Origin of the sequence: Pseudomonas pichavaramensis (assembly GCF_050473265.1) — a bacterium.
GTDB lineage: Bacteria > Pseudomonadota > Gammaproteobacteria > Pseudomonadales > Pseudomonadaceae > Aquipseudomonas.
In genome coordinates this window covers 200,283-215,801 of sequence record NZ_JBJKFJ010000006.1, presented here as the reverse complement: position 1 = coordinate 215,801, position 15,519 = coordinate 200,283, and the positions used below count along the sequence as shown (strand labels likewise).

The window sequence follows — 15,519 nt, the reverse complement described above, 5'->3', positions numbered from 1 at the left end:
TACACTCAGTCCATTCGCCTGAGGAAGTAGAGCCATGCGCTACGCATTACTCCTGCTCGTCCTGCTGTTCGGCAACGCCCTAGCCACTGATCGAGTACGCCTGACCAACGGCGAATGGCCGCCCTATCTGGGCGAGGCCCTCCCCCACCATGGCGTCGCATCACGCATCGTCGAAGAGGCTTTTGCCTTGCAGGGCGTCCAGGTGCAATGGGAGTTTCACCCTTGGGCACGCTCGCTGAAGATGGCCGAACAGGGACTGCGCAACGGCAGTGCCGTCTGGCTATACAACCCGCAACGCGAGCAGCACTTCCACATCAGCGAACCCGTGGTGGAGAGTGGCTACTACCTGTTTCACCGCAAACGTCATGCGTTCGACTGGTCCAGCATCGATGACCTGCGTGGGCTGCGTATTGCCGGCACCCGCGGCTACGACTACGGTGAGGCATTCCAGCGCGCCGAAGCGGCCGGGGATATCAAGGTCATGCGCCTGACCGGCGACGAGCAGGGCCTGCGTCAGTTACTGGCAGGACGAGTGGATCTGTTCCCGGTGGACAAGGTGGTGGGCTTCGATCTGCTCTATCAGAAGTTCAGCCCCGCAGAACGCCAGCGCCTGAGTTTTCACGCCAAGCCACTGCGTAGCGACAGCCTGCACCTGCTACTGTCGCGCGAAATTCCGGAGAATGCCGAGCTGATGGCCCGCTTCAACCGTGGATTGAGCCAGCTGCGCGAAAGCGGCAAGGTCTCCCAGTACCTGCTGGAAATTCAACAGCCGCTAAGCCTCAGCCACTGATACCGGGAATTCGACGCGCACCAGCAGCCCCTGTGAGCGGGCCTGATGCAGGCTGATCCTGGCCAGGTGTGCACGGCAGATTTCACCGACGATGGCCAACCCCAGCCCCGCGCCCTTACCCTGCGCATTACGCCTGTAGAAACGCTCGAATACCTTCTCGCGCTCAGCCTCGGGAATACCAGGGCCATCGTCTTCGACTTCCAGAACTGCCGGAGCAGCTGTCCGAATCACCAGATTGCCGCCAGCGGGTGTGTGCGCCAAGGCGTTGTCCAGCAGATTGTTCAACAACTCGTTGAGCAACGTGGGCTCACCATCGATCCATACTGGCTGCTCAGCTTCGAGCGCCAGCGCTACGCCACGGGAATGGGCCAGCGGCGCCATGGCCATGGCCAGCTCACGGGCCAGTTGGCTGAGGTCGATACGCTGCGCACCACCCTCGGTGATAGCCCGCGCGCCGCTTTCGATACGCGCCAGAGACAGTAACTGGTTGGCCAACTGAGTCAGGCGGTCCCCCTGTTGCGCCACCTGCTCCAGGGTACTGCGCCACTCTTCGGGCTGCTCGGCACGCAAACCCAGGGTAATGCGGGCTTTGAGTGCAGCCAAAGGAGTGCGCAACTCATGGGCCGCATCGGCAATGAACTGTGATTGCCGCTCGAACAACCCACGCAGACGCTCATTGAACTGGTTCAACGTCTCCACCAGCGGCAGCACCTCACGGGGCAGGCCGCTGTCTGGCAGGGGTTGCAGGTCATCACTGGTTCGCTCGGCCACTTCCCGGCGCAGTGCCTCAAGCGGTCGCAGTGCCAGGTTCACCGCCAACCACACCAACAGCAATGCGCTGACCGAGAGCAGGCCCATGCGCCAAAGCGTTCCGACCAACAGCTCACGGGCCATGCGTTCGCGCGCGCCCTGGGTTTCAGCCACGCGGATCTCGGCGATACCGTTGAGCTGTGGCTCGCTCACCGGCTGCAGCAGGCTGACCACGCGAACACCCTGATTGCGGTATTCAGCGTCATAGAAATGCGCCAGCGCCGGGTAATCATCGGTACGCGGCGTCCCCTTCGGCGCCGCCGGCAGATCCTCGTAGCCCGAGACCTGACGCCCCTGAAGATCTAGCACCTGGTAATAGATGCGCCCCGCACTGTCATAGGCGAAGGTGTCCAAGGCCACGTAGGGAATATTGGCTCTGAGGCGGCCGTCCTCGGTGTAGAGCCCCTCGGCCACGGCTCGTGCCGAGGCCAGCAGCGTGCGGTCATAAGCCTCGTCTGCCGCGCGGCGCGCACTCCAGTAGGCACTGAAGCTGCTCAGCAAGAGAATCAGCGACAACAGCAGCGCCAGACGCCGAAGCAGTCGCCCGCGCAAGCTGACGCCACGGCTCATGCTTCCAGCGCCTCCAGCAGGTAACCGAGCCCGCGGAAGGTGACGATACGCACGGCGCTGCCCTCGAGCTTCTTGCGCAGGCGATGGACGTAGATCTCGATCGCGTCGGGGCTGGCATCCTCGTCCAGGCCGAACACCTGCGCCGCCAACTGCTCCTTGCTCATCACCCTGCCCGGCCTGGCGATCATCGCTTCCAGCACCGCTTGCTCACGGGCGGTAAGACTCAGCGCCTCCCCTTTCAGGCTGAAGCGACGCGCGCCAAGGTCATAGGCCAGATCGCCACAACGTTGCACCTGCTCGCCGCCAAGCACACTGCGTCGCAGCAAGGCTTTTACCCGTGCCTCGAGCTCGGTCAGTTCAAAGGGTTTGGCCAGGTAATCATCAGCACCGAGATTGAGGCCGTGCACGCGGTCCTTGACCTCACCACGCGCGGTCAACATCAGCACCGGCAGAGTCTGGCCACGGTCTCGCAGGCGCGCCAGCACAGCGAAACCGTCCAGACGCGGCAAGCCCACGTCGAGAATCGCCAGTGCGTACTCTTCACTCGAAAGCGCCAGGTCTGCCGCCACGCCATCGTGCAGCACGTCTACCGTCCAGCCTGCGCCTTTCAAGGCCTGAGCCACGCTTTCCGCCAATTGCGGATGATCTTCGACCAGCAGGATTCGCACCGCCACCCCCAGCTGCAGCATCGTCAGAGGCGCGCAGTTTAGCGCCGTATACGCCGCTGTGAATTGCCCAATTGCCATGTTTTACCAGCGCCGGATCGCGCGCCGAGCACATGGACCTCGCCCCGGGAAAATCTTTCAAGCATGAAAGCCTGCTGAAAGCTTGCCGCCCTAGCATCGCTCCAAGGTGGCTCGATCCACCTACTCAAGCGACCTTGCAGTGGTGCCAGGTCGCGACAAGAACAAAAACGGAGACCACACATGTTCGCAGCCTCACGTCAGGCCCTGCCGCCTGTTCGCCTACTCTGCCTCGCTATCGCCGCCACCGGCACAGCACCTTTAGCCAACGCCGCCTTTATCGAAGACAGCACCGCCAGTCTGACTGCCACCAACATCTACCTCAATCGCGACTTCCGTGAAGGCGACGGCCAGAACAAACGCGACGAATGGGGTCAGGGTTTCATCCTCGATCTACAATCCGGTTACACCGAAGGCACCGTCGGCGTCGGCCTCGACGCTCTGGGTCTGCTCGGTCTGAAACTAGATTCCGGCGGTGGCAGCACCGGCACCGACCTGCTGCCGGTGCATGACGACGGCCATTCCGCCGACGAATTCTCCCGCCTCGGGCTGACCGCCAAGGTCAAGGTTTCCCAGACCGAGCTGCGTTACGGCTCGCACGTGCCGGAACTGCCAGTGGTCAAGGCCAGCACCAGCCGTCTGATGCCGCAGGTATTCGAGGGTGGTCTGCTGACCTCCTCGGAGCTCGAAGGCCTGACCTTCACCGGCGGCCGCCTGGACAAAGTGATCGACCGCGCCTCGACCAACTCCGAAGACCTGGTGCTGAACAGCAAGAACCGCCGCTTCGCCTCTGGCGTACAAGCCGATCACATGGATCTGGCCGGCCTCGACTACCAGTTCGCCAAGGGCATCACCGGGCGCTACTGGTTCGCCGATCTGGACGACGTCTATCGCCAGCACTTCTTCGGCCTGCTGACCAGCCACAAGCTCGGCGCCGGCACCCTGAGCAGTGACCTGCGCGCCATTATCAGCCGTGACAGCGGCGCGGCCAACGCAGGCAAGGTGGACAATCAGGCGTTCAACGCCATGCTGACCTACGGCATCAGTGGCCACAAGTTCGGTCTCGGCTACCAGCGCATGAGCGGCGACACCGGCTTCGCCTACCTCGACGGCAGCGACCCGTTCCTGATCAACTTCGTCCAGATCAACGACTTCGCCAACGCCGACGAGCGTTCCTGGCAGGCGCGCTACGACTACAACTTCGCCAGCGTCGGCGTGCCCGGCCTGACTTTCATGACCCGCTACATCCGTGGTGACGATGCGCGCATCGCCGGCAGCGATGAGCGTGGTGGGGAATGGGAGCGCGACATCGAGTTCAAGTACGTGGTGCAGAACGGCCCGCTCAAGGACCTCTACGTACGCGTACGCAACGCCAGCTTCCGTTCCGACTTCGCCCGCGACGCGGACGAAAACCGCGTCATCGTCGGCTATACCCTGCCGATCTGGTAAACAACAACAAGACTCCACGAGGTTTCATCATGAAAAAACTGCTGACTCGCGCTGCTCTGGCGGCGACTTGCCTGGCCCTCTCCGGGCAACTGCTGGCTGCCGAACCCAAGCGGCCCGAGTGCATCGCCCCGGCCAAGCCCGGCGGCGGCTTCGACCTGACCTGCAAACTGGCCCAGAGCGGCCTGAAAGACACCGGCCTGCTCAAGGCGCCGATGCGCGTCACCTACATGCCGGGTGGTGTCGGCGCCGTGGCCTACAACGCCGTGGTCGCCCAGCGCGCCAAGGACCCAGGCACCATCACCGCGTTCTCCTCGGGGTCCTTGCTCAACCTGGCCCAGGGCAAGTTCGGTCGCTATGACGAGAACGCCGTACGCTGGCTGGCCGCCATCGGCACCGACTATGGCGCCATCACCGTACGCGCCGATGCGCCGTGGCAGAACCTCAATGAGCTGGTCGACGCCCTGAAGAAGGACCCGACCAGCGTGGTCTTCGGCGCCGGCGCCACCATCGGCGGCCAGGACTGGATGCAGACCGCACTGATCGCCCGCGCCGCCGGCATCGATCCGAAGAACCTGCGTTACGTGGCCTTCGAAGGCGGCGGCGAAACCCTCACCGCGATGCTCGGCGGCCACGTTCAGGTCACCTCCAGCGGCCTCGGCGAAGTCACCCCGCAACTGGCGGCTGGCAAGGTACGCATCCTCGCTGTGCTGTCCGACGACCGTCTGCCGGGCAAGTTGGCCGACATCCCCACCGCCAAGGAGCAGGGTTTCGATATCAGCTGGCCGGTGATCCGTGGCTTCTACATGGGGCCGCAGGTCAGCGATGAGCAGTTCGCCTGGTGGCAAGGCCAGTTCGAGCAGATGCTGGCACGTGACGACTTCGCCACCCTGCGCGAGCAGCGCGACCTGTTCCCGCTGTCGCTGACCGGCGACGAGCTGAACGCTTTCGTGCACAAGCAAGTGCAGGACTACAAAGCGCTGGCTGGCGAGTTCGGCCTGGTTCAGTAACAACGCCTGTGCAATCTGCGCCCTGCCGAGGGCATCGCTGATCACGCCTGCGAGGCGACTTTCAGTGGTGTCCTCGGTGCCTGGCGCTACCGAGGTCAATCACCATGTACGTTCGCCTGTTCTCCGCGATCTGGCTGCTTTTGTGCGCCTGGCTCGCCGTCATTGCCTGGGGTTTCCAGGCGCCTTTCGCCTACGACCCGGTCGGTCCGCGGGCCTATCCACTGCTACTGCTGGCCCTGATGGGGCTGGGCAGCCTGTGGCTGGTTTTCAAGCCCGGCATGCTGGAACAGCGCCTGGACATTCCGACGGCGCTGCGTAGCGCATTGTGCGTGGTAGCTCTGCTGGCCTATGCATTGACCTTCGAACCGCTCGGCTTCGTCATCAGCACTGCACTTGCCACCTTCGCCCTCGGCCTGCTGTTCACTGGCCGTCCGCTTCCCTGCGCGATCAGCGCGATAGCGATGGGCGTGCTGCTGTACGTGTTGTTCGACCTGCTGCTGGACGTGCCCCTGCCGCTCGGCGTGCTTGAAGCCTTCGTGGAGAGCTGAAATGGAAACCCTTAACTTCCTGATGCAGGGCTTCGGTGTCGCCACACGCCCGGATAACCTGCTTGTCGCGCTGTTCGGCGCCTTCGTCGGCACCGTGGTCGGCCTGCTGCCGGGCCTCGGCCCGATCAACGGCGTAGCCCTGCTGCTGCCGCTGGCCTTCGCCCTCGGTCTGCCGCCGGAAACCGCACTGATTCTGCTCGCTGCCGTGTACCTGGGCTGCGAGTACGGCGGGCGTATCTCCGCCATCCTGCTCAATGTGCCGGGCGACGCCGCGGCGATCATGACCACCCTCGACGGCTACCCGCTGGCCCGCCAGGGCAAGGCTGGCATCGCCCTGTCACTGTCCGCGGTCAGTTCCTTCATCGGCAGCATCATCGCCACCTGCGGCGTGGTGCTGTTCGCGCCGCTGCTAGCGAAATGGGCCGTGGCCTTCGGCCCCGCCGAGTACTTCGTGCTGATGGTATTCGCCATCGCCTGCCTGGGCGGCATGGTCGGCGACAAGCCGGTCAAGACCCTGATGGCCGCCCTGATCGGCCTGGCCCTGGCCACGGTCGGCGTGGACTCGACCACTGGCGTGTACCGTTTCACCTTCGACAGTGTCAGCCTGTCCGACGGTATCCAGTTCGTCATCGTGGTAATCGGCTTCTTCAGTGTCAGCGAAGTGCTGTTGATGCTGGAGAAGACCCACGGCGGGCAGAAGGCGGTCAAGGCCAGCGGCCGTCTGCTGTTCAACTTCAAGGAGTTCTGCCTGACCTTCTGGACCATGATCCGCAGCGCCCTGGCGGGTTTCGTCATCGGTACCCTGCCCGGCGCCGGTGCCACCATCGCCAGCGCCATGACCTACATGACCGAGAAGCGTCTGGCCGGCAACAAAGGCCGCTTCGGTGACGGCGACCTGCGCGGCCTGGCCGCACCGGAAGCGGCCAACAACGCCTCGGCGTGCGGTTCGCTGATCCCCATGCTGACCCTCGGCGTGCCCGGCTCGGGCACCACCGCGGTGATGATCGGCGCCCTGACCCTGTACAACATCACCCCCGGCCCGCTGCTGTTCGAACAACAGCCCGACGTGGTGTGGGGCCTGATCGCCTCGCTGTTCATCGGCAACGTCATCCTGCTGGTGATGAACATCCCGCTGGTCGGCCTGTTCTCGCGCATGCTCAGCGTGCCGAACTGGGTGCTGGTGCCAGCAATCACCGTGGTCAGCATGGTCGGCGTCTACGCGGTGCACAGCACCACCTTCGACCTGGTGCTGATGATCGTCCTCGGCGTGTTCGGCTACATCCTGCGCAAGCTCGACTTCCCCCTGTCGGCACTGATCCTCGGCTTCGTCCTCGGCGAACTGATGGAAGACAACCTGCGCCGCGCCCTGTCGATCTCCGCTGGCGAGCTGTCGATTCTCTGGAGCAGCCCGATCACTCTGGTGCTGTGGGCGCTGGTGGTTCTGATGCTGGCCCTGCCCGGCATCCGCTGGATGCGTCGCCGCCAGCAGATCAAGGCACAGGCCGATGCCCCTACCGCGTGATCTGTGGGTAACCCCGCTGACCGGCGCGGTCGGCGGCTACCTGGCCAGCCTCGCCGGCTGGCCACTGCCTTGGATGGTCGGTTCCTTGTTGGCGGTGATCGCCCTGCGCTGCCTGAGCAATCGCGCCTTCAGTGAGCTCCCCGGTGGACGCAAGACCGGGCAATGGCTGGTCGCCAGCAGCATCGGCCTGCACTTCACCAGCGAAGTGCTGGAACAGGTGCTCAGCCATTTGCCGGTCATCGTCATGGGCGCAGTTGGCACCCTGCTGCTGAGCCTGATCGGCATCGCCATTCTGCGTCGTGCCGGCGTCGACCGCGCCACCGCGTTCTTCGCCAGCATGCCCGGCGGCGCCAGCGAGATGGTCAACCTGGCCTTGCGCCACGATGCCCAGCCGGCACGCGTGGCCGCCGCCCACAGCATGCGCCTGTTGCTGGTGGTGCTGTTGATTCCGGCACTGTTCACCTGGGGCCTGCCCGACGTCAGCGCTCCACCCCGCCCACCCGTGGACTGGACCTGGCTGATCGGCCTGCTTGCTGCCGGCGCGGTGTTGGCACTGGGCTGGGCACGTCTGAAACAACCCAACCCCTGGATGCTCGGCCCGCTGACTGCCTGCGCCGTGGCCAGTGCCAGCTTCGACCTGCATCTGGGCCTGCCGCAAGGCCTCGGCCAGCTCGGTCAATGGCTGATCGGCTGCGCCCTGGGCTGTCACTTCGACCGCGCCTTCTTTCGCAGTGCGCCGGGCTTTCTCGCCCGCGTACTGCTGTTCACCCTGCTGGCGATGCTGGTCGCAGCTGTACTTGGCGAAGGGCTTGGCTGGCTGGCTGGCGAGGATCACCTGTCGCTGATGCTGGGCATGATGCCCGGCGGCATCACCGAACTGTGCTTGACCGCCGAAGCCCTGCAGCTGTCGGTAGCCCTGGTCACCGCATTGCAGGTGCTGCGACTGTTTCTGGTGATGTTTCTCGCCGAGCCCTTATTCAAACTTTGGTGCAAGCGCCACGCTTAGCCCGCCTCGTGCGGGCTTTTTTATGCCGCGTCTGCGGGAAGCAAAAGCCCGCGGCTGAAGCCCCTCTCACAGCCGCTACCACTGCAACTGCAAGTTGCTCTCGAACTCACGCGGCAGCCCGCTGAGCGGATCGACGAAGCGCAGGCCGCGCGCCAGCAGCTTGAGTGGCTTGCCGTAATCATCAGGCTGGTTACGCGACTCCAGCAGCTGTGGATAGAAGTCGTCGCCCACGATTGGCGCTCCCAGCCCGGCCAGATGTACGCGCAGCTGATGCTTGCGCCCGGTGACCGGCGACAACCCATAGCGCCATAACTCACCGCGGCGCTCCAGCACCTCGATCCGTGTTTCGCTGTTCGCCTCACCCGCCACTTCCTGCATGCGAAAGAAGGGTTCGCCGCTGGTCATATGCGAACGATGCAGGTAGGGAAACTGCAAATGCAGCAATGCCGGGGCGATGGCCTCGTAACGTTTTTCCACTGTGCGCTGGCGAAACAGCGCCTGGTACTGACCGCGACTGGCAGGGTCGACCGAGAACAGCACCAGCCCCGCCGTGAGCCGATCAATACGGTGGATCGGCACCAGGTCAGGATTACCGGTACGTTTGATCAGGCGCGCCAGCAGGGTCTGCTCGACGTATTCGCCGGCCGGCATCACCGGCAGGAAATGTGGTTTGTCGGCGACCAGCAGATGCTCGTCCTGCCACAACACCTGCTCGGTGAAAGGAATCGGCGTCTCGTTCGGTACCTCGCGGAAGTAACGCACCTTGAGCCCGACCCGATAGGGATAGCTGGCATCGATCGGCGCGCCAGTGGCGTCCAGCACCCGACCGCGCTGCATGCGCTGCACCCAGGTGGCGCGGTCGATGGCAGGGAAATGCTCACACAAGCAATCGAGTACCGTCGCCCAATCGCCCTGTGGCAGATGAAGGGTACTGGGACGCATCGCGGGGCTGGGCATTGCAGAGGGTGCTCGATCGGATCTGGACGGGCGAATTAGGCCGTAGTCATAGCGCCCAGTCAAAGCGAAAGGCTTGAGCCGATATCTCGCTATCGCTGAATCCAGGCAAGTTTTTACCGCTGCTATGACAGCGCTGGTAGTTTTTCAACGGCCTGCTAGCTATGGTGACCGCTTCGATTCGGAGGCTTTCATGTCCATCACTCGCTCCCTGCTCAGCAGCATCGCCCTACTCCCGCTTCTAGCCGCCTGCCAGGTCTACACCGGCAAACCGGAAGGCCCACCGCCGGCCACCCGCCTGCAAGGGCAAGTCCAGGCCGAGAATGGTCAGCTGGTTTTCACCCCTTGCCAGGAGCAGCGCCGCTTCCTGCTCGTCGATGACGAGGGGACCGATATCGAGCGCGAAGCCGCTCAGCTCGGCAGCGACGGTCAGAGCAGTCTCTTCGCCGATCTGGCCGGACGCCTGGGTGGCAGTCAAGGCGAGGGCAGCGACGGCCGCTTCGAGGTCAGCCAGATCTATCGCCTGCAGGGCGAAGGCCATGGCTGCGACGATCTCAACTTCAAGCGCCTGGCCCTGCGCGCCAGCGGCAACGAGCCGTTCTGGCAGCTGGAAGTCGGTAACAAGGGCCTGGTACTCAATCGCCCCGACCATGAGCCACTGGCCCTGCCCTACCTGGAAGAACAGTTACCCGACGGCCGCCTCAATTTCAGTAGCGAGGCCAATGGCCAACGCCTCAATCTGTGGGTTGCACCGCAGCGCTGCGTCGATGGCATGAGCGGCGCAGTCAATCACCTCAGTGCCGAACTGCGCCTCGATGACCAGGTGCTGCGTGGCTGCGCGCATTTCGGTGCCATGCGTAACTGAGACAGCGATGTCCGTCTGGCCGAGTCACAGGCAACGGGGAGCGTCGATCCTGTACAATCGCCGCCCCTCATTACACCCTGCCGGATCACCACCGGCCTTGCTGGATGACTGCCATGATTCGCCTCACCGAACTGAAACTGCCCCTCGATCACGCCGACGACGCCCTGCGCCCGGCCATCGTCCAGCGCCTAGGTATTGACGACGCCGAACTGCTCGATTTCAGCGTGTACAAGCGCAGCTACGATGCGCGCAAACGCTTCGGCGACATGCCGTTCATCTACATCGTCGACTGCACCGTGCAGGACGAAGCCGCCCTGCTCGCCCGTCTGGATGGCGACCGCCATGTCAGCGTCGCCCCGGATATCCGCTACAAGCCGGTGGGCAAGGCCGAGACGCCGCTGGAAGAACGCCCGATCGTGGTCGGCTTCGGTCCCTGCGGCATCTTCGCCGCGCTGATTCTGGCCCAGGCCGGGCTGCGCCCGATCGTGCTCGAGCGCGGCAAGGAAGTGCGCCAGCGAACCAAGGACACCTGGGGCCTGTGGCGCAAGAACGTGCTCGACCCGACCTCCAACGTGCAGTTCGGTGAGGGCGGCGCCGGCACCTTCTCCGACGGCAAGCTGTACAGCCAGATCAAGGACCCCAATCACCACGGCCGCAAGGTGCTGGAAGAGTTCGTCAAGGCCGGCGCGCCGGACGAGATTCTCTACATCAACAAACCGCACATCGGCACCTTCCGCCTCACCGGCGTGGTCGCCACCATGCGCGAAGAGATCAAGGCACTCGGCGGTGAAGTGCGCTTCCAGCAGCGCGTCAGCGACCTGCTGATCGAAGACGAGCAGCTCACCGGCGTGGTACTGGAAAGCGGCGAACAGCTGCGCAGCCGCCATGTGGTGCTGGCACTCGGCCACAGCTCGCGTGACACCTTCCGCATGCTCCACGCCCGCGGCGTGTACCTGGAGGCCAAGCCGTTCTCGGTGGGTTTCCGCATCGAGCACCCGCAGTCGCTGATCGACAACGCCCGTCTGGGCAAGTACGCCGGCCACCCGAAACTCGGCGCCGCCGACTACAAGCTGGTGCACCACGCCAGCAACGGCCGTGCGGTGTACAGCTTCTGTATGTGTCCGGGCGGCACCGTGGTCGCCGCCACCTCCGAGCCGGAGCGGGTGGTCACCAACGGCATGAGCCAGTACTCGCGCAACGAGCGCAATGCCAACGCCGGCATCGTCGTCGGCATCACCCCGGAGCAGGATTATCCGGGCGGCCCGCTGGCCGGCGTCGAGCTGCAGGAGCAGCTGGAATCCCACGCCTACGTGCTCGGCGGGCGCAACTATGAAGCGCCGGGGCAGCTGGTCGGCGACTTCATCAAGGGCACGCCGTCCACCGCCCTCGGTGAAGTGCAGCCGTCGTACAAACCAGGCGTACGCCTGGGCGACCTGGCGCCGTCACTGCCGGACTTCGCCATCGCCGCGATCCGTGAAGCCATCCCCGCCTTCGCCAAACAGATCAAGGGCTTCGACCTGGCCGACGCGGTACTCACCGGCATCGAAACGCGCACCAGCTCGCCCGTGCGCATCACCCGCAACGCCGAAATGCAGAGCCTCAATCTCAAGGGCCTGTACCCGGCCGGAGAGGGTGCCGGTTACGCGGGCGGCATCCTCTCCGCCGGCGTCGACGGCATCCGCGTCGCCGAGGCGGTAATCAAGGATATGCTCGGTCTGAACGGCTGAGGCCTAGGCGCGGCGGTCCTCGCTGCGCAAGCAGCACAGGGTCGAGCGGCGCGAACCGTTCGGCCGTCGCTGCGGATCGGCATAAGTCAGCAATTCGACGAACCCCGCCTTGCGCATCATCCCTGCCGAGGCGGCGTTCTCCTCATGGCGGTCGATATAGATGTCGTGCAGCCCCTCTTCCAGCAAGCGCTCGACCACGGCCCGGAGCAGTCGCGAACCCAGCCCTCTGCCGGCCTGCTGGCGGTGAACCACGGCCTCGCAGATATAGGCATGCACCTGTTGTGAGCGTGAAGACGGCTGGTGCTCGGCGAAGGTATGCGTAAGGCGATAGCTGACGAATCCTTGCAGCTCACCGCCCTCCTCGGCCACCAGGGCACACGTGGCACCATCGGCGATGGCCGCCAGATGGGCACGTACCTCGGCCTCGGGCAAGTAGTTCCAGGGATTAGGGCCGTGCTCCAGCAGCAGATCGCACATCGCCTCGATATCCGCCGTTTGCGCGGCGCGCAGCTGCATCATGATCGTCACCTCGGCTGATAAAGACTCAGTCTAGGGCGTGCGCTGGGGCACCTGAAGACACAGTTGCGGGGGAAAACTGTCACTGCTCCCAGGGGCGACCACGGGTCTGTTCGCTCAGGCGGACCTTCTGTTGCAGAGCCGCCTTGGCCAGCATATGTGCGCTGACCGGGGCGGTGATGAACAGAAACATGGTGATCAGCAACTCGTGCAGACTGACGCCATTGCCACGCGTGCCGAAATAGATCAGCGATGCGATGACCATACCGCCTACGCCCATGGTGGTAGCCTTGGTCGGCCCGTGCAGACGCATGAAGAAGTCCGGCAGACGGTACAGGCCGATGGCACCGACCAGGGCGAACAGACTGCCGAGCAGGAGAAACAGGGCGACCAGGCCTTCGATCACGTCGTTCATGCTGGTTTCCTTTATTCGATGATGTCGCCGCGCAGCAGGTACTTGGCCACTGCAACGGTACCGATGAAGCCCATCACTGCGATCAGCAATGCGGCTTCGAAATACAGGTCCGACCCCTGCCAGATGCCGAACAGCACCAGCAGCGCGATCGCATTGATGTACAGGGTGTCCAGCGCCAGTATGCGGTCAGGCATGTCCGGCCCCTTGATCAGGCGGGCGAGGGTCAGGATCAATGCCAGGCCCATGATGGCCAGACAGATCGGAATCACGTACGCGAGCATGCGAACACCTCCAGCAGTGGCGCTTCATAGCGAGTCTGGACGCTGCGTACCAACTCGCCTTCGTCTTCCACGTTGAGACCATGGATCAACAAGGTGCGCTTGTCGTCACTGAGATCGGCGGACACCGTTCCCGGCGTCAACGACACGATGCTGGCGAGCATGGTCAGCGCCAGCTCGTCGTCGAGTTGCAATGGCACTTCGACGAAAGCGGGCCGCAAGCGGCTGGTGGGCCCGAGAATCAGCTTGGCCACTTCCAGGTTGGCGATCACGATGTCGCCCAGCACGCGCATCAGGAACAGGCAAAGCTTGAGCGGTTTACGCACCTGCGGCGGATTGATCCAGAACACCTGACTGACCAGGGGAATCAACCAGCCGAGAAACGCGCCAAGTATCCAGTGACCAAAGCTGAAGTTGTTCACCAGCAACAGCCAGACGCCGAGCAGACACAGGCTCAGCAGCGGATGAGGCAACCAGCGACGTGAATTCATGCGCCACCTCCGCTGTGTAGGATCATGCGATAACTCTCCAGGTCATGCAGTTGCGCCACCATGGCGGCGATGTAGTCCAGAGCGGGTGCGGCGAAGATCACCAATACCGGGCTCATCAGCAGCAGCCCGCAGGCAGCCAGCAAGCGCCCGTTATCGAGCTCCGCACTGTCGAGCTGACTCAGCCCCACGCGCCAGAACAGCGTACTGCCGGCACGGCTGAGACTGACCAGGGTCACCAGACCGCCACCCAGCACCACCGGCCAGAGCAGCGCAGCTTCCCAGCCCGGCCCAACCGCCTTGAGCAACAGCACCTTGCCGAAGAACCCGGACAACGGTGGCAAACCGGCAACGGCGATCGCGCCCGCGAAGAACAGCGCGCCCAGCAAGTGCGGATTCTGCAGTGCCGGGCCCTGGATCAACTGACCCATTTTGATACCGCGCTGGCGACTGACGAGATCGGCAATCAGGAACAACGCCCCGGCCACCCAGGTGCTGTGAATCAAATAGAACAACGCCGCCTGCAACGCTTCGGGCGTGCCCAGGGCCATACCCGCGAGCAGTGTGCCCACCGACAGCACCACCAGATAAGCGAGCATGCCCTGAATGGTCACCGAGGCGAATGCGCCGATCGCGCCCAGTACCAGGGTCAGCAGCGCCAGCGGCCACAGCCATTCCTGAGCCATATGCGACAGGTTGCCCGCCTCGTCACCGAATACCAGGGTGTAGACCCGCAGGATCGAATACAGGCCGACCTTGGTCATGATTGCGAACAACGCCGCCACGGGCGCAGTGGCCGAGGCGTAGGCGCGTGGTAGCCAGAAGTACAACGGCAGAAACGCCGCCTTGAGGCCGAAGACCACCAGCAGCAGCATGGCCGCCGCCGCAATCAGTGGCGCATGGTCGGCCCCGGCGGCCGCGACGCGTCCCGACATGTCGGCCATGTTCAGCGTACCGGTAACGCCGTACAGGGTGCCCACGGCAATCAGGAAGAACGCCGAACCGACCAGATTGAGCACCACATAATGCAACCCTGCGCGCACCCGGTCCTTACCGCCGCCGTGCAGCAGCAGCGAGTAGGAAGCGATCAGCAGGATCTCGAAGAAGACGAACAGGTTGAACAGGTCGCCCGTGAGAAAGGCGCCATTGATACCCAGCAACTGGAACTGGAACAGGGCGTGGAAGTTACGCCCGCGTTCGTCGTCGCCACGCATCGCATAGAGCACCGCAAACAGCGCGAGGACCGAGGTCACCACCAGCATCAACGCGCTGAGACGGTCGAGCACCAGCACGATGCCGAACGGCGGTTGCCAGTTGCCCAGGGCATAGACCTGGATCGTGCCCTGATCTGCCTGCGACAGCAGCCAGAAACTCAGCGGCACCAGCAGCACCGTGGTACCAACCGACACAGTACGCTTGAAAGGCATATGCTGGCGCGCAGCCACGAGCAGCAGGCTGCCGGCCAATAGCGGTAAGAGAACAGGAAGGATCAACGCGTGATTCATCGATGATGCTCCCGCCCATCGACGTGATCGGTGCTCAATTCACCCACGCTGCGCAGTGCCAGGACCACGACGAACGCGGTCATGGCGAAACCGATGACGATCGCCGTCAGTACCAGCGCCTGGGGCAAAGGATCGACGTAACGACTGCCCTGCCCGATCACGCTGGAGGCACTGCCTTGCAGGCGCCCCATGGCGAACAGGAAAAGGTTGACCGCATAGGAGATCAGGGTCAGCCCCATGACCACCGGGAAGGTGCGGGCGCGCAACAGCAGATACACGCCGCTCGAGGTCAATAAGCCGAGCGCGACGGCAAACAGCGCTTCCAT

At 63.9% G+C, this 15,519-nt stretch carries 17 protein-coding genes; 8 read left to right on the top strand and 9 right to left on the bottom strand.

Translation table 11 applies throughout. The features are described 5' to 3' along the window. Positions 1-34: 34 nt before the first annotated feature. Entirely contained in the window at positions 35-790 is a 756-nt protein-coding gene (locus tag ACJRW5_RS12260; protein WP_484570780.1) for a substrate-binding periplasmic protein, read from the top strand. Here the strand turns inward: ACJRW5_RS12260 and ACJRW5_RS12255 are convergent. Together ACJRW5_RS12255 and ACJRW5_RS12250 are read right to left on the bottom strand one after the other, a co-directional pair. Beyond that, positions 773-2,170 (bottom strand): sensor histidine kinase, encoded by a 1,398-nt coding sequence (locus tag ACJRW5_RS12255; protein ID WP_484570779.1) that lies wholly within the window; start codon positions 2,168-2,170, stop codon positions 773-775. The two genes, ACJRW5_RS12260 and ACJRW5_RS12255, sit on opposite strands and share 18 nt — an antisense overlap. Beyond that, positions 2,167-2,838: a response regulator gene (locus tag ACJRW5_RS12250; RefSeq protein WP_484570778.1), complete on the bottom strand. Its 672-nt coding sequence runs from the start codon at positions 2,836-2,838 to the stop codon at positions 2,167-2,169. Before ACJRW5_RS12250 ends, ACJRW5_RS12255 begins: the two co-directional genes overlap by 4 nt. A gap of 258 nt (positions 2,839-3,096) precedes the next feature. On the opposite strand from ACJRW5_RS12250, the gene ACJRW5_RS12245 reads away from it, so the two are divergent. The 5 genes from ACJRW5_RS12245 (at position 3,097) to ACJRW5_RS12225 (ending at position 8,445) form a co-directional block, all read left to right on the top strand. After that, on the top strand, positions 3,097-4,362 hold the full coding sequence (locus ACJRW5_RS12245; RefSeq protein ID WP_484570777.1) for an OprD family porin: 1,266 nt from the start codon (positions 3,097-3,099) through the stop codon (positions 4,360-4,362). Between the two features lie 29 nt (positions 4,363-4,391). Beyond that, entirely contained in the window at positions 4,392-5,369 is a 978-nt protein-coding gene (locus ACJRW5_RS12240) for a Bug family tripartite tricarboxylate transporter substrate binding protein (protein WP_484570776.1), read from the top strand. A 104-nt stretch (positions 5,370-5,473) separates the two neighbouring features. Then, entirely contained in the window at positions 5,474-5,917 is a 444-nt protein-coding gene (locus ACJRW5_RS12235) for a tripartite tricarboxylate transporter TctB family protein (protein WP_484570775.1), read from the top strand. A 1-nt stretch (position 5,918) separates the two neighbouring features. Further along, positions 5,919-7,439 carry a tripartite tricarboxylate transporter permease gene (locus ACJRW5_RS12230; RefSeq protein WP_484570774.1) on the top strand — a complete coding sequence of 507 codons (1,521 nt, stop codon included), beginning with the start codon at positions 5,919-5,921 and terminating at the stop codon, positions 7,437-7,439. Beyond that, complete coding sequence (locus ACJRW5_RS12225; RefSeq protein ID WP_484570773.1) at positions 7,423-8,445, top strand: AbrB family transcriptional regulator; 1,023 nt, start codon at positions 7,423-7,425, stop codon at positions 8,443-8,445. Before ACJRW5_RS12230 ends, ACJRW5_RS12225 begins: the two co-directional genes overlap by 17 nt. A gap of 75 nt (positions 8,446-8,520) precedes the next feature. Here the strand turns inward: ACJRW5_RS12225 and ACJRW5_RS12220 are convergent, their stop codons facing one another. Continuing rightward, on the bottom strand, positions 8,521-9,402 hold the full coding sequence (locus ACJRW5_RS12220) for an RluA family pseudouridine synthase (RefSeq protein WP_484570772.1): 882 nt from the start codon (positions 9,400-9,402) through the stop codon (positions 8,521-8,523). A gap of 190 nt (positions 9,403-9,592) precedes the next feature. Between ACJRW5_RS12220 and ACJRW5_RS12215 the strand changes: the two genes are divergently transcribed. Further along, complete coding sequence (locus ACJRW5_RS12215) at positions 9,593-10,264, top strand: COG3650 family protein (RefSeq protein WP_484570771.1); 672 nt, start codon at positions 9,593-9,595, stop codon at positions 10,262-10,264. Between the two features lie 113 nt (positions 10,265-10,377). Next, positions 10,378-11,991 carry an NAD(P)/FAD-dependent oxidoreductase gene (locus ACJRW5_RS12210; protein WP_484570770.1) on the top strand — a complete coding sequence of 538 codons (1,614 nt, stop codon included), beginning with the start codon at positions 10,378-10,380 and terminating at the stop codon, positions 11,989-11,991. Between the two features lie 3 nt (positions 11,992-11,994). Here ACJRW5_RS12210 and ACJRW5_RS12205 read toward each other — a convergent pair whose 3' ends face one another. The 6 genes from ACJRW5_RS12205 to ACJRW5_RS12180 all read right to left on the bottom strand — a co-directional run bounded on the left by ACJRW5_RS12205 (position 11,995) and on the right by ACJRW5_RS12180 (position 15,519). After that, on the bottom strand, positions 11,995-12,510 hold the full coding sequence (locus ACJRW5_RS12205) for an N-acetyltransferase family protein (protein WP_484570769.1): 516 nt from the start codon (positions 12,508-12,510) through the stop codon (positions 11,995-11,997). A gap of 79 nt (positions 12,511-12,589) precedes the next feature. After that, positions 12,590-12,922 carry a Na+/H+ antiporter subunit G gene (locus ACJRW5_RS12200; RefSeq protein ID WP_484570768.1) on the bottom strand — a complete coding sequence of 111 codons (333 nt, stop codon included), beginning with the start codon at positions 12,920-12,922 and terminating at the stop codon, positions 12,590-12,592. Between the two features lie 11 nt (positions 12,923-12,933). Further along, positions 12,934-13,203: a K+/H+ antiporter subunit F gene (locus ACJRW5_RS12195; RefSeq protein ID WP_484570767.1), complete on the bottom strand. Its 270-nt coding sequence runs from the start codon at positions 13,201-13,203 to the stop codon at positions 12,934-12,936. Then, positions 13,188-13,691, bottom strand: a complete 504-nt coding sequence (locus ACJRW5_RS12190) for a Na+/H+ antiporter subunit E (RefSeq protein WP_484570766.1) — start codon at positions 13,689-13,691, stop codon at positions 13,188-13,190. The genes ACJRW5_RS12195 and ACJRW5_RS12190 overlap by 16 nt, the downstream gene beginning before the upstream one ends. After that, positions 13,688-15,193, bottom strand: coding sequence for a monovalent cation/H+ antiporter subunit D (locus ACJRW5_RS12185; RefSeq protein WP_484570765.1), 1,506 nt, complete (start codon positions 15,191-15,193; stop codon positions 13,688-13,690). Before ACJRW5_RS12185 ends, ACJRW5_RS12190 begins: the two co-directional genes overlap by 4 nt. After that, on the bottom strand, positions 15,190-15,519 hold the full coding sequence (locus ACJRW5_RS12180; RefSeq protein ID WP_484570764.1) for a Na+/H+ antiporter subunit C: 330 nt from the start codon (positions 15,517-15,519) through the stop codon (positions 15,190-15,192). The genes ACJRW5_RS12185 and ACJRW5_RS12180 overlap by 4 nt, the downstream gene beginning before the upstream one ends.